Source organism: Flavobacterium amniphilum (assembly GCF_023634845.1).
In the GTDB taxonomy this organism is placed as follows: domain Bacteria; phylum Bacteroidota; class Bacteroidia; order Flavobacteriales; family Flavobacteriaceae; genus Flavobacterium; species Flavobacterium amniphilum.
Genome location: NZ_JAMLJL010000005.1, coordinates 15,925 through 29,742 on the forward strand (window position 1 = coordinate 15,925; position 13,818 = coordinate 29,742).

Consider the following 13,818-nt stretch of genomic DNA (forward strand, 5'->3'; position numbering starts at 1 on the left):
TCAAAAAACGTTATACAATGAAAAAAGTAGCAGTATTATTATCAGCCTTGGCTATTGTAACTACTTCCTGCGGGAGTAAAAAGAAAATAGCAGAATTAGAAGCAAAAAACAAAGAAATTCAGGATTTACTGAACACTTGTACCGTAAAACTGAATACATGCTTAACTGAAAAAGAAGGATTAAGCAGTCAGAATGAGTACTTGAAAAAGAACAATTCGGACTTGATCAACAGTTCAAAAGAAATGACTGTTTTGACTACAAAAGGTGCCGAAAACCTTGAAAAATCATTGGAAAGTTTAAAAGAAAAAGATCTTAAAATTTCAAGATTACAGGATGCATTAACTAAAAAAGACTCGGTTACCCTTGCCTTGGTGACCAGTTTAAAACGTGAAGTTGGAATTGATGATCCGGATATCAATATCAATGTTGAAAAAGGAGTGGTTATGATTTCCATTGCCGATAATTTATTATTCAAATCGGGAAGTTATGATGTGAGCGACAGAGCCAAAGGCGTTTTAGGCAAAGTGGCCAAAGTGATCAACAGCAAGCCAGATTTTGAATGTATGGTAGAAGGACACACGGATAACGTGCCAATTAAAAACGCTGTATTATTAGACAACTGGGATTTATCGGTTAAAAGATCGACTTCGATTGTACGTGTATTACAGAATGATTTAGGAGTGAATCCGAAACAATTAATTCCTGCGGGAAGAAGTTTTTACATTCCTTTAGCAGAAAACGACACAGCAGAAAACAAAGCTAAGAACAGAAGAACCCGTATTATCATCATGCCTAAGATTGATCAGTTTTATGATATGATTGAGAAAGAGATGAAAGGTTTGAGCAAGTAATATTGTTTTATCATCTAAAAAGTAAATGCCCTGCCGAATGCAGGGCATTTTATTTTAAAATAAAAGCGGATCCGTATGGATCCGCTCTATGTACCTTAATTTACTTTTTTTAATAACCAATTAAATATTTAAACTAAGAAATACACAGTTTTAATTATTTAAACAAAACTAAACATCTATTAGTCATTAATTGGCTCCTCAATAATGTCAGATACTATGCTAAATTAGTATTTTTTTATGACTTTCTTTAATAATTTACAAAATATCAAGACTCCCCTTTCCTTCACGGATTACAACCGGTTCGCCTTCAGACAAATCAATTATGGTGGATGCTTCATTATCTCCATATCCCCCATCGATTACCACATCGACAAGGTTTTGCCATTTCTCAAAAATAAGTTCGGGATCTGTGGAATATTCTAAAATTTCATCATCATCATGAATGGAAGTTGAAACAATAGGGTTTCCTAACTGGCGTACAATTTCGAGAGCTATATTATTATCCGGAACACGGATACCTACGGTGGTTTTCTTTTTGAATTCTTTCGGAAGACTGTTATTCCCCGGAAGAATAAATGTGTAAGGGCCCGGCAAAGCCCTTTTCAGTATTTTAAAAGTAGAAGTATCGATTTGTTTGATATAATCTGATATATTACTCAAATCAGAACAAACGAAGGAAAAATTAGCCTTCTCCAATTTGGTTCCCTTGATTTTCGCGATACGTTCCAATGCTTTCGTATTGGTGATATCGCAACCCAAACCGTAAACCGTGTCGGTTGGATAAATCACCAAGCCACCATTCTTTAAGACTTTAATCACTTTAGCGATTTCCTTTTCATTGGGGTTTTCAGGGTATATTTTAATGAATTGTGCCATTTTTAGTTTGAAAGTTTAAAATTTGAATGTTATAAAGTTAACCTATAAAATCAATCTTAAATCAATTTAGATTATTTTTCTTACTTGTTACAACTCCTTTTTCAATTGCATTTGGATAGTATCATTATATAAGACCATATTCCATTCCATTGAATTCCCTTTAAATTTATTGATTTGCACAGAAATTGTATCCGGCTGTTGTGGATTTTTCTCGTATGAAATAACCCGAATAGCATCTTTAACCTTGACATATTCGTATTTCATCAAAATGGACGTATTATCATCATACTTATACGGGTTTGGCGTGTACAGTATCTTCCCCCTTTCTTCGAAATAAATATTCTTCCAGGCAGTTGTATCTTTTTCCCAGGCATCTTCAGCAATTGGTTTTCCGTTGCGTTTCATCGTTTCAACATTCCATTTTCCGAAGTATTTAGAAGAAGCATAGACATCACTTTTATAGTACAACAGAAACGCTACCGGGATGATAACACATAAAATTCTGGCAACATTTCTAAAAATACGGCTTCCGACTGAGGGTAAATTGTTTTCAAAATTAAGGAACAATGCCATTATTTCCTCTTTTCTCTGGTACAACAGATAAGACAGTCCCAATACTGTTGACAAAGCGGTCAGTGTTGTGATTGGTCCAATTCCGTAAAAAATGTTTATTAAGAGAATATTGAACATTACCGGTAATAACATTGCAATAGCTAACAGAATTGTCTTTCTGAAAAGCAATAAATAACCTCCCACTATTTGGAAAAAAGCGATTACAAGAGAAATTCCATATGAATAACTGTAGTAAATCCATGTTAATTGTTGTCCGTCCAAAAGTCCTGCCGGCGTATCATTTGCATTAAAAGACGGTGCAAAGTTTATTCCCATGATTTTCTCAAAACCGAAAGAAGTAATTTTCATTGCTATCCAATAACGCAAAAGAGATGTTAGCCATAGATGCCATTTTTCAGAATTAAAGCTTCCTTTCTTTTCTTTTATATGCCAGTAGATTGAAAAACCTATTGAAAATAAAATGGCGCTTCCCATGCAAACCAGACCAAAAGGCAAAGCATATTTGGATAGTTTAAAAGGCAGTAAAGGCATTGCTATGTACAAAAATAGATCTACAGTTCCCACTATAGACAAAAAAGACAACAAGAACTTGGTAAACCAGTTACTCTTCATGAGGGTTTTGGGTGAAATCATAATAATTGAATAGTTAAATTGGTTGAGTGCAAATTGCCACAAATTTTATACCAATTTAACAAGTGATTTCGTATTTACTAAACGAATGAAGCTTAGTGCAATGATTTTCAGTGCAAACTAATTGAAATAATTTTATTTTTTAACCAGAACCCAATTTTGAACCAAGTAATAGTTCCATAAGCCTTTTTTAACATCCAAAATTACATAGTAATCTTGAGGGTTTTGGTCTAGGTATAACTTAACATCATCGTAACTGGTTTTTATTTTTTCATAATCACCATTAAAATAGAAGTTTATACCACTTGAGCTTTTTCCGCTGCCTTTTGAGAAATTATCAACCGGTAGTTTAAATACTTCAACCGGATTCCTTTCTGATTCTTTTATATTCAAATGATTCCAAATTGCATTGGCCGTAAATCCGAAAGATAGATATGAAAAAATAAATGTTGAAAAAAACAATACAAATGAATAATATACTTTGTGACTGAATTTCACTCCATTTTTAAGGGCCAAAAAATAATTTTCCCACAATCTCTTAAAAAAAGGTAATCTAAAAATGATGAAAGTCCCCGCAAGCACCGGAATCCAAAAAATGTAAAGATGATATCTATAATCATGTCCGATTGTTTCTCCTTCAAAAAACCAATAATAAAGAACATGCAAACCAAGAAAAGCTAAAAAAACTCTATAATACAAAAGATCTTTTTCTTTTTGCTGTTTAATCTGTTTTTTTGATTTTTCCATCAAATATTATCCAATCACTTCTAACTTGGCAAACCTTAACAGTAGTTTCTTAATACCACCTACTTCGAATTTGATTTCTGCTTTTTTATCGGCGCCGGCACCTTCAAGATTTAGTACCTGCCCTTTCCCGAAACGTTCATGCATTACGACATTACCGACAGTTAGTTTACTGTCAAACAAATTGGCGCCACCCGAAGCAGGAGCTTGTCCGGCAACCGGTTTCAGTTTGCGGATATTCAAGTTCGGTTTAGGTTCATCAGTTGAAATATATTTAGGAGGCGTTCCGGCAACCGGCTTGGTAAGCCTTAATTTAGACTTATCCACATCACCGAAAATATCTGCATCAATAGTGGGTTTGTATCTGTAATTTGTTTCAACCGGTGTCAGATATTCTAAGTATTCACTGTTAATTTCTTCAACAAAACGGGAAGGCTCGCTATCAACCAGTTTACCCCAACGGTAGCGTGACTGTGCGTAGGTCAGATACGCCTGGTGCTCGGCGCGGGTTAAAGCCACATAGAACAAACGGCGCTCTTCTTCCAGTTCGCTTCGTGTATTCATACTCATGGCACTCGGGAACAAATCCTCTTCCATTCCCACGATGAAAACCGTTGGAAACTCCAGTCCTTTAGCCAGGTGAATGGTCATCAATGCCACACGGTCATCGTCTCCGGTATCGTTATCCAAATCGGTTGCCAAGGCTACATCCTCCAGGAATTCAGACAATGAACCACGTGCACCGTCGACTTCTTTCTGTCCTTCGATAAAGTCTTTGATACCGTTCATTAATTCTTCGATATTCTCTATTCGGGCTATACCTTCAGGAGTACCGTCTTTTTTCAGTTCCTGGATCAAACCTGTTTTTTTGGTCACATGATCTGTGAGTACAAAAGCATCCTGATTTTCGTTGATCACCTGAAAACTTTTAATCATGGTCACAAAATCCTGTAGTTTTTGTTTTGTTCCGGCATTTAAGCGCAAATCAATCTTATCGATATGTTCCATTACTTCAAAGATGGAACGCTTGTAATGATTGGCGGCAACGGTCAGTTTTTCTACTGTCGTATCTCCGATTCCCCTTGCCGGGTAATTGATGACACGTACCAATGCCTCTTCATCCTTCGGATTGATAACCAATCTTAAATAGCACAAAACATCTTTGATTTCTTTACGCTGGTAAAAAGACAAACCACCATAAATACGGTATGGAATGTCTCGTTTACGCAAAGCATCCTCCATCGCACGGGATTGTGCATTGGTTCTGTATAAAATAGCAAATTGCCCATTGTGCATTTGCTTGCGCATCTTTTCTTCGAAAATCGTTGAAGCCACAAAACGTCCTTCTTCCCCATCTGTCAGGCTTCGGTGGACTTTAATTTTTGGTCCGTCCTCATTAGCCGTCCAAACAATTTTATCCAGTTTCGTTTTATTATTATCGATGACGTTATTCGCTGCTTCCACGATATTTTTTGAAGAACGGTAATTTTGTTCCAGACGGTACATTTGAACCCCTTGATAATCCTTTTGGAAATTCAGGATGTTATTGATATTAGCACCACGGAAAGCATAAATACTCTGGGCATCGTCCCCAACCACACAGATATTCTGGAAACGGTCAGACAATGCACGTACAATCAGATACTGCGAATGATTTGTATCCTGATACTCATCTACCAGAATATAACGGAAACGGTCCTGGTATTTCATCAGGACATCCGGAAAACGGGTTAGTAATTCGTTGGTTTTCAACAGTAAATCATCAAAATCCATGGCACCACTTTTGAAACAGCGTTCCACATAATTTTGGTAAATTTCACCCATACGCGGCTTCTTACTCATCGCATCAGCTTCCTGCAATTCAGGATTGTTGAAATAAGCTTTAACGGTAATTAAACTGTTTTTATATTGGGATATCCTTCCAAAAACCTGTTTTGGTTTGTAGATATCCTTATCCAATTGCATTTCTTTGATAATCTGCCCAATCAAACGGGTAGAATCCTGGGAATCATAAATGGTAAAATTCGACGGATAACCCAGTTTATCTGCTTCAATTCTAAGGATTTTGGCAAAGATCGAGTGGAAAGTCCCCATCCATAAGTTTTTGGCTTCGCTGTTACCCACAATATCCGCAATACGCTTTTTCATTTCACGTGCAGCTTTATTGGTAAACGTCAAAGACAAAATATTGAACGCATCCACACCCTGACTCATCAGGTTAGCGATACGGACCGTAAGTACACGCGTCTTTCCAGAACCCGCTCCGGCAATCACAATCATTGGCCCATCTTTCTGTAAAACAGGGGCTCTCTGTGCATCATTTAACTTCTCTATAATTTGCTGAATCATACTCATAATCGAAAGTCCAAAAATACGTTTCCTATGTTTGAATTACAACATGATATCAATATTTGTTTTTAGCATATTCTACTTAAAAAAATTATATTAGTAAAAATTTAGACATGAAAAACAATAACGAATTAAACAGAGCACTAGGTCTTGGCAGTGTTATTGTGATTGTTATCGGAAACGTATTAGGGTCAGGTGTTTACAAAAAAGTTGCCCCCATGATGGCCGAATTAAACTCATCCTTATGGGTTTTGCTGGCATGGCTCTGTGCGGGAATCATAACTCTTTTCGGAGCCTTATGTAATGCTGAAATAGCAGGATTATTATCGGCTACCGGAGGTGAATATTCCTATTATAAAAAAATTTACAACAGATTTTTTGCTTTCATGTATGGATGGACAGCATTTAGTATTGTACAAACTGCAGCAATATCTTCACTTGCCTATGTTTTTTCACAATCGATAAACAACATCATTTCATTTCCCGGATTATTACCTGAATTAAAATCATTTTCCTTATTCAATATCTTTTTCCCTTTTGAGAATTTTACGGTTAAACTAATAGCAATTACCCTAATTTTAGTATTAACCCGGATTAACACACTTGGTGTTAAATTTGGCACTAAAATAAGCAGTTACATTCTTTTACTGGTATTCATAGGTTTATCAACCATTATTATTTCAGGAAGCTACAGTGATAAAGCTGATTTTAGCTCAGTACTTTCCGTTGAAAACCAACAAAACACTGTTAGTTTAAGTACATTCTTTACAGCTATGTTAGCAGCCTTTTGGGCCTATCAAGGTTGGGCTTCTGTAGGATTTCTTGGAGGAGAAATTAAAAATCCGCATCAAAATATCCCTAAAGGAATTGCTATTGGAGTCTTACTTGTTATTGCAATCTATTTATTGGTAAACTTTATCTTTCTGGGTCTATTATCCAACACTGAATTAATTCAAATTACATCAAAACCAAATGGCATTGCAGCTATCAGTGCAATAGAAAAAATCTGGGGAGAAACCGGGAAGATATTCATTTCCATTCTAATCCTGATTACAACTTTAGGCTGTACACACATGACCATTTTGGCGAGCTGCAGAACCTATTATGCCATGTCAAAAGAGAATCTTTTCTTTAAAAAAGCATCAATATTGAATACTAAACAAGTACCATCCAATTCGTTACTTTATCAAGGCATATGGGCCAGTCTATTAGTTTTATCAGGAACATTTGACCAATTGACGGATATGATTATTTTTGCAATATTCATTTTCTATGGAAGTACAGCGTTTGGCGTTTTCGTTTTGCGTAAAAAAATGCCGGAAGCTGAAAGACCTTATAAAGTTTGGGGATATCCAATTATTCCGGCTGTATTTGTTTTATTTTGTTTTGGTTTATTCATCAACACAATAATAACAAGACCCCGTGAAGCAGGATTAGGATTATTACTTATACTTTTGGGTATTCCAATGTACTATTGGTTCAAAAAAAAATATAACAATTAAAAAATAATATGGATACAACAAAAATTATTGAAATCGCTGCTTATACCCTTCCTTCCCTAATTACCGGAGGTGTCGCCTATTACTTATTCCAGTCATTTTTCGATAATGAAGAAAAAAGAAGGAATCATTTATTGCTGAGAAACACCCAAAAAGATGCTTTGCCTTTAAAGTTACAGGCTTATGAGCGTATGGCTTTATTTTTAGAGCGTATCAATCCGTCAAAATTACTGATCAGGGTTGTACCCATGTCTCAAGACAAAAATTTATACGAATCGTATCTAATTGATCACATCGAACAGGAATTTGAACACAATTTAACACAACAGATTTATATTTCCGATGATTGCTGGAATGTGATTTTAACCGCTAAGAATACTGTTATCCAGAATATCCGTAAAACCAATATGAGCGATAAGGTAACCGGTGCCGATAAATTACGTGAAACTATCTTAAGTGATTTATTAGATTCAGATTCTGCAACCACGATTGCATTGGCTTATTTAAAGAAAGAAGTTACACAGATTATATAAAAAAATCCCCTCGAATGAGGGGATTTTTTATTTCAGTTCATTTTTCAGGAAATTCTGTTCACGTTCCGGAAGCTTTGGTAACAATTCTTCCAATTGCTTTTTGAATTCAGGTTTTTTAATCAGTTTACGGATATTATCCTTGGCAAATTTCACAAACTGCCATCTGTGGTGTGTTGTTGCATTCAGTAATGATATCAGCACTTTTTCATCCGAAGGGTTTATCTGTAACAAAATTTCCAATGCATTCTGACGTACCGATCCATCAAACTGTGTGGATGCATAATCCAACAATTCGAGGTACATGGCCCGCTTATTTTCCTTCTCGTATTCTTTGGTACCCAACGCCAGTGTTAACCAGATAATCCGTAAATTTTTATCATTATTTCCTACCCATTCTTTTGATAGATCCAGGTAGCGGTTTCTCTCTTCCGGGAATTTTGTCCACAATTTCTGCAAAACAATTTCCCTTGTCCGGTATGAATTATCGTTTAGCAATGATTCATACTCGGCTTTAAAATCAGCAGGAATCTCTTTCAGTGTTTCAGCCAAAGCCTGACGTACCATGACATTATTAGACTGGAGTGCCAATTGCAGAAACATCTTCTTTTCTTCATAAGGCTCTTTAGCCAATTGGTACAAAACCTCCTGTTTTAAAGGATAATAAGCATCCGAATGCAGAATACTGACAAAATTATTCTGTTTCAGGGGAAGAGGCATGTTCTCCATTTTCTGTAATTCAAAATAGGTGTTCATGATTTTGTTTTTGCTTAAAATGGAAAGCGCTAAATCTTTATTGAACTGGGTGGATTCCAGCCATATTCTTTGAAATTTTTCGGTATCATAATCAGTTACCTTTCTTATTTCAGCCAGAAAATCTTCCGTTTCCACATTTTTAAAACGGTACTTTTTCAGATAGTTTTTAACGACTTTATTAAAATTTTCTGCTCCGATATTTTCCCTTAAATAGTGTAATGCCCAAGCGCCTTTTCTGTAAAAAGACAATGAACTCGCTTTGGCATTCATTACCTGAACAGAATCAACTTTGTTGGCATTTTGAAGTTCTTCTGCGTATTTCAGTAATTCAAAATTGAAATAATTCTCCCCAAATAGTTTTTTTTCAGCCAATAACGCATAATAGGTAGCAAAACCTTCCTGCAGCCAATGATGCTTTGATTCTTTGGCCGTTATTAAATCTCCAAACCAATGATGTGCCAACTCATGTGCATTTACATTGATATAATTGGTATCATTATACCCGGTTTCATCCACTACAAAATCCTGTGAAAAGAGTGTTGCCGATGTATTTTCCATACCGGCGTATAAAAAGTCATCAGCCGGAGCCTGTTTGTAGACCTGCCATGGATATTTTATTCCGATTTCTTTTTCTAAAAAATCAAAAATATCTTTTGAATACTTGTAAGTCGATTCAAATTTTGAAGCATCAGAACGTTTTAAATACATTTCAAGCGGTACTCCCGATTCTGATTTCTTTTCATACTTATCGTATTTACTGATAGCCAGCATCACAAGATAAGAACTCATTGGTTTTTGCATTTGGAACCGGTACGTTTTCAGATTACCTTTCGAATTATAACTGATGTCTTTCAGTACGCCGTTTGAAATAATTTCATAATCATTTCTATATTCTACGGAAAGGTTAAAAACCAGCTTTTCATTGACATCATCAAAACTAGGCAACCAGTGTGACGTGTACTTCCCCTGCCCCTGTGTCCAAATCTGGTTATTCCCAAAACTGACATCACCCACAAAATACATGGTTTGTCTGGGCTGTGCCGAATAACTGAAAGTTAGTGTGTTTTTCCCTTTTTTATACCCTTCGTACAAGGCTAATGTTTTCCCTGAATTTTTAAAATTGACCGGTTTACCATTAATTTTCACATCGCTGAATTCCATTCTGACCGCATCAATTTTAATGGTATCCACTAGTTCTTTAACCTTAAAAACATATGAGACTTCCCCTTTAACCGTTTTTTCAATAGCATTTGGTTTTACCAGTGCATCAAGTGAAATAAAATCGGTTTTTGAGCTTTGCTGGGCAAAGCAAGTCAGTGAAAATAAAAGAAAAATATATTTCATTTCTGTCAATTTGGATTCCAAATGTACAAAGTATCATCCGGTTTTTTTGTAAGTTTACTCCCAAAAGATATATAAATTGAAGCCAAAAGCAATATTCAACTGGAGCAGCGGAAAAGATTCGGCACTTGCATTATATAAAATATTACAGCAGGATGCATTTGAAATTAGCGGGCTTTTGACCAGTGTCAATTCACAATTCCAACGCATTTCGATGCACGGTGTTCGTGTTGAATTGCTAGAGGAACAAGCCAGAAGCATTGGATTACCATTATTTAAACTTGAAATTCCGGAAATGCCCACAATGGATGTTTACGATGAACTGATGAAAGTGAAGATGCTTGAATTAAAAAAAATGGGAAATCAATATTCCGTTTTTGGAGATATTTTCCTGGAGGATTTAAGAAAATACCGCGAAGAGAAATTGGAAAAGGCCGGATTTAAAGGCATCTTCCCTTTGTGGAAAATAGACACTTCTGTACTAATCCATGAATTTTTAAGCCTGGGATTCAAAACAATAGTTACTTGTGTCAACGAGCGTCATCTTGACAAAAGTTTTGTTGGAAGGATAATAGATGAGCAATTCATTAATGACCTACCTGATCATGTGGATGTTTGTGGTGAAAACGGTGAATTTCATACCTTTACTTTTGACGGACCGATTTTCACCTCACCGATTGAATTTGAAACCGGTGAAATTGTGTACCGCAAATATGAAAAACCGAAAACAGAAAGCTCAAATGAAGCATGTAACAGCAATACTGATTCAACCGCTTTTGATTATGGTTTCTGGTATTGTGATCTGATCCCTAAAAAATAAGTATGGAAGAAATTACCAAAATATTCAATTTTTTAAGTGAAATAGGAATTGAAATCCGTGAAGAAAAACTGGAAAATGATACTTTTCTGCCTGGTTTAACCTTGAAGTCCAATGCAGTTGTTGTTGATTTGGAAAAATTGAAGTATCCCGGTGACCTATTACATGAAGCCGGGCATATTGCCGTAACTTCTCCTGAAAACAGAAGCCGCATCGGAACCCCTGAAATGGATCAAAACTGGCCTGACGGCGGTGAAGAAATGGCTGCTATTTTATGGTCTTATGCAGCAGCTTTACACCTGAATTTACCTTTAGAATTCGTATTCCATCCTGATGGTTATAAAAACGAATCTGAGTGGCTGATTTCCAATTTTGAAAAAGAAAACTACGTGGGTTTGCCTTTTCTGGAATGGATTGGATTAACATATGGAAAAGAGAATGCTATAAAAAATGACACCTCCCCTTTTCCTGTAATGCAAAAATGGATACGCAATTAATTATGGATCAATTAATCAGACATTTGAAATTTCCAATGCAATTGGATAAAGCAAAGTTGAAGGAAGACTTGCAAAAAGTGATGGCAACAAATTGGATTGGCCATTACAATACGAACGATTATTCGGGTGACTGGTCATCTGTGGCTTTAATGTCGGGCGATGGAAAATCAGATAATATCTATGCCCTAAACCAGGGAAATGGCCCGATTAAATCTACTGAGATTCTGGAGTCCTGCCTCTATTTCAAACAAATCCTCGAAGAATTTAAGTTTGATAAAACGGCTGTAAGATTATTGCGCCTGGCGGTTGGTGCCGAAGTAAAACCCCATAGCGATTATTGTTTGGGATATGAAGACGGCTGCTTCAGAATGCATATTCCCATCGTTACAAATTCTGATGTTGAATTTATTCTGGATGAGGAAAGAATCATCATGAATGAAGGAGAATGCTGGTATATTGATGCTAATTTTACACATTCCGTAGCTAACAGGGGAACTGAAGACCGCATTCATCTTGTGATTGACGGTGTACGGAATGACTGGACTGATGATTTATTTTTCCAACAAGCCGACGCGACTCATTTTATAAAACCTGTCATAGATTTTTCAGATGAACAGAAAGATCTGATCATTGAAGAATTGAAACGGATGAATCTTCCTGTTTCACAAGAACTCATTGCTAATTTAAAGAAAAAGGAATGAGTTGCCCCATTCCTCTTTCCATCCAATAAAATAAAACTAAATTATATAATCTCGACTTTAAAACCGCCCTGATTGCCTGCTGGAAGCGCTGATTTTTCCATTTTACCGGCTTCATTGCTCATAAAGAAACCATTGCGACCATTCACTTCAACCACGATATCACTGCTATCCACAGCTTCTTTAGCTTTTAGTGTTTTTGATGCAACAGAAGGTATTTCAATAAATGCCTTTACTTCAATATGTGTCTGACAGTTTGCACAATATTGAACATTCCATCTGCTTAAAATTGCTTCGGTGCCGATGTGCTGCTTTTTACCGTCAATCATGGCAAATGCATTGATCATAAATGAACCTTTGATTGGTCCGCGGTTAATTCTTGAAATTTTCAAGACTTTGGATTCACCTTTTTCCTCTTTTGCAGCTAATAGCCCATTTGTAGTGTATTCTTCCAATGAACCTTTCCCGTAAGTATAGCCCATTTGTGTTTCAATATTGATAGCATCCAATGACGTATAGCTTTTACCGTCATTTTTCTTAAACGGGTTTAGCGGACTTTCCATTGTCAACCATGAATTTGGCGCCATACCGGGAGTTGGTCCCTGACTGTCGACCGTATTCGTTCCCGGATATTCAGCCATGATTTCCAATTTATCCGTAAATCCGTGTTTCTTTTGCCATAACCAGAAAACACGGTCAACATTGGCATGGTGGAAATAAAATATAGGGTCTAAACCGGCAGTATCATTTTCTCCCATATCCCCGTTTGCACCATCAATCGGAGAACGGTCATAACCTGGTATATCACAACCGCCTACAGCCAAGTGAATACTGTTGTGTGGAGATTCCAAAGCCACAACTGGTTTTTCACCATCCGGTAAATTATCATTCCATTCGGCAGATGAAGTTGTATTTGAAAAAACAGTGAAGTTTGGTGCATACAAACTGTCAATATATTTTTGGTTAACATTGGTCAGGATCTTCTTCCCGTCAACCACAATATAAGAATTCAGCCAGTTTACGATATTCTCGTTCAGGATTTTAACATTGGTATCATAGTCGGGAAACTGTGCATTGTGTTCAATTGTATTTTCGATATCGCTTGGTCCAACCAAACCGGACAATGGATACCTTACCGTTTCATATCCTTTAGGTTTTGAATAATCCACCACATCATTACTGATATTATCTACTATATTCTTTGGAAATGTGAATGAGCGCAACGGATTATCGATTTCGACACCGTCCAATTCATATTTTTCATTTGTCAATGCCCATGGAATACCGTTTTTCAAAGATTCTTCGTTAGTTTCATCCCAAAAAGGAAGCATAACATCCCCGCAACCAGCTATGCTTTGCAAAGCCTCTTCCAAACGAAGTAAATAAATCCTGTGCCAAGTTGGAAACAATACATTACCATGATTACAATATCCGCCCCAATAAGCGGCATTTCCCCATCCTGCTCCGCGGAATGGTTCGCCATGATATCCTCCGATCATAAAAAAAGAATTCGGATCATCAGCAGGTAACTCTTTAACACCTTTCCAGGCACGCATTAAATTATCAAGTTCTTTTTTGTTTCCTGCTTCATAATCTCTTTGAACATCGTGCAGTGATCTGCGAACCCTTATTTTTTCATGCAATTTCATAGTAGTAT

General features: G+C 36.4%; 12 protein-coding genes. 6 read left to right on the plus strand and 6 right to left on the minus strand.

Annotated elements, in window-relative coordinates:
- Window positions 1-17 precede the first annotated feature (17 nt).
- On the plus strand, window positions 18-851 hold the full coding sequence (locus NAT51_RS06945; protein WP_250596993.1) for an OmpA/MotB family protein: 834 nt from the start codon (window positions 18-20) through the stop codon (window positions 849-851).
- A 255-nt stretch (window positions 852-1,106) separates the two neighbouring features.
- Here NAT51_RS06945 and NAT51_RS06950 read toward each other — a convergent pair whose 3' ends face one another.
- The 4 genes from NAT51_RS06950 to NAT51_RS06965 all read right to left on the minus strand — a co-directional run bounded on the left by NAT51_RS06950 (window position 1,107) and on the right by NAT51_RS06965 (window position 6,023).
- On the minus strand, window positions 1,107-1,727 hold the full coding sequence (locus NAT51_RS06950) for an L-threonylcarbamoyladenylate synthase (protein WP_250596995.1): 621 nt from the start codon (window positions 1,725-1,727) through the stop codon (window positions 1,107-1,109).
- Between the two features lie 87 nt (window positions 1,728-1,814).
- Complete coding sequence (locus NAT51_RS06955; RefSeq protein WP_250596996.1) at window positions 1,815-2,912, minus strand: hypothetical protein; 1,098 nt, start codon at window positions 2,910-2,912, stop codon at window positions 1,815-1,817.
- A gap of 153 nt (window positions 2,913-3,065) precedes the next feature.
- A complete protein-coding gene (locus NAT51_RS06960) occupies window positions 3,066-3,428 on the minus strand; it encodes a hypothetical protein (RefSeq protein ID WP_250596998.1) in 363 nt (120 codons plus the stop codon).
- A 255-nt stretch (window positions 3,429-3,683) separates the two neighbouring features.
- On the minus strand, window positions 3,684-6,023 hold the full coding sequence (locus NAT51_RS06965; protein ID WP_262921797.1) for an ATP-dependent helicase: 2,340 nt from the start codon (window positions 6,021-6,023) through the stop codon (window positions 3,684-3,686).
- Between the two features lie 113 nt (window positions 6,024-6,136).
- On the opposite strand from NAT51_RS06965, the gene NAT51_RS06970 reads away from it, so the two are divergent.
- Complete coding sequence (locus NAT51_RS06970) at window positions 6,137-7,525, plus strand: APC family permease (protein ID WP_250597000.1); 1,389 nt, start codon at window positions 6,137-6,139, stop codon at window positions 7,523-7,525.
- Between the two features lie 8 nt (window positions 7,526-7,533).
- The gene (locus NAT51_RS06975) at window positions 7,534-8,055 is read left to right on the plus strand and encodes a DUF7935 family protein (protein WP_250597002.1); all 522 of its coding nucleotides are present in this window, start codon (window positions 7,534-7,536) and stop codon (window positions 8,053-8,055) included.
- A 27-nt stretch (window positions 8,056-8,082) separates the two neighbouring features.
- Here NAT51_RS06975 and NAT51_RS06980 read toward each other — a convergent pair whose 3' ends face one another.
- Window positions 8,083-10,152, minus strand: coding sequence for a M1 family metallopeptidase (locus NAT51_RS06980; RefSeq protein WP_250597006.1), 2,070 nt, complete (start codon window positions 10,150-10,152; stop codon window positions 8,083-8,085).
- A gap of 76 nt (window positions 10,153-10,228) precedes the next feature.
- Between NAT51_RS06980 and NAT51_RS06985 the strand changes: the two genes are divergently transcribed.
- From NAT51_RS06985 to NAT51_RS06995, 3 genes are read left to right on the plus strand one after another with little or no spacing between them, the layout of a single operon-like run.
- Entirely contained in the window at window positions 10,229-10,969 is a 741-nt protein-coding gene (locus NAT51_RS06985) for a Dph6-related ATP pyrophosphatase (RefSeq protein WP_250597008.1), read from the plus strand.
- Between the two features lie 2 nt (window positions 10,970-10,971).
- Entirely contained in the window at window positions 10,972-11,463 is a 492-nt protein-coding gene (locus NAT51_RS06990) for a hypothetical protein (protein ID WP_250597010.1), read from the plus strand.
- A complete protein-coding gene (locus NAT51_RS06995; RefSeq protein ID WP_250597012.1) occupies window positions 11,448-12,164 on the plus strand; it encodes an aspartyl/asparaginyl beta-hydroxylase domain-containing protein in 717 nt (238 codons plus the stop codon). Before NAT51_RS06990 ends, NAT51_RS06995 begins: the two co-directional genes overlap by 16 nt.
- 41 nt (window positions 12,165-12,205) lie before the next feature.
- Here NAT51_RS06995 and NAT51_RS07000 read toward each other — a convergent pair whose 3' ends face one another.
- Window positions 12,206-13,810 (minus strand): tyrosinase family protein, encoded by a 1,605-nt coding sequence (locus NAT51_RS07000; RefSeq protein WP_250597014.1) that lies wholly within the window; start codon window positions 13,808-13,810, stop codon window positions 12,206-12,208.
- Between the last annotated feature and the right edge of the window lie 8 nt (window positions 13,811-13,818).

Excerpts from the sequence above, each read along its gene's own strand:
- NAT51_RS06945 (WP_250596993.1), top strand. The coding sequence starts at position 18 with ATGAAAAAAGTAGCAGTATTATTATCAGCCTTGGCTATTGTAACTACT.
- NAT51_RS06950 (WP_250596995.1), bottom strand. The coding sequence starts at position 1,727 with ATGGCACAATTCATTAAAATATACCCTGAAAACCCCAATGAAAAGGAA.
- NAT51_RS06955 (WP_250596996.1), bottom strand. The coding sequence starts at position 2,912 with ATGAAGAGTAACTGGTTTACCAAGTTCTTGTTGTCTTTTTTGTCTATA.
- NAT51_RS06965 (WP_262921797.1), bottom strand. The coding sequence starts at position 6,023 with ATGATTCAGCAAATTATAGAGAAGTTAAATGATGCACAGAGAGCCCCT.
- NAT51_RS06970 (WP_250597000.1), top strand. The coding sequence starts at position 6,137 with ATGAAAAACAATAACGAATTAAACAGAGCACTAGGTCTTGGCAGTGTT.
- NAT51_RS06975 (WP_250597002.1), top strand. The coding sequence starts at position 7,534 with ATGGATACAACAAAAATTATTGAAATCGCTGCTTATACCCTTCCTTCC.
- NAT51_RS06980 (WP_250597006.1), bottom strand. The coding sequence starts at position 10,152 with ATGAAATATATTTTTCTTTTATTTTCACTGACTTGCTTTGCCCAGCAA.
- NAT51_RS06990 (WP_250597010.1), top strand. The coding sequence starts at position 10,972 with ATGGAAGAAATTACCAAAATATTCAATTTTTTAAGTGAAATAGGAATT.
- NAT51_RS06995 (WP_250597012.1), top strand. The coding sequence starts at position 11,448 with ATGGATACGCAATTAATTATGGATCAATTAATCAGACATTTGAAATTT.
- NAT51_RS07000 (WP_250597014.1), bottom strand. The coding sequence starts at position 13,810 with ATGAAATTGCATGAAAAAATAAGGGTTCGCAGATCACTGCACGATGTT.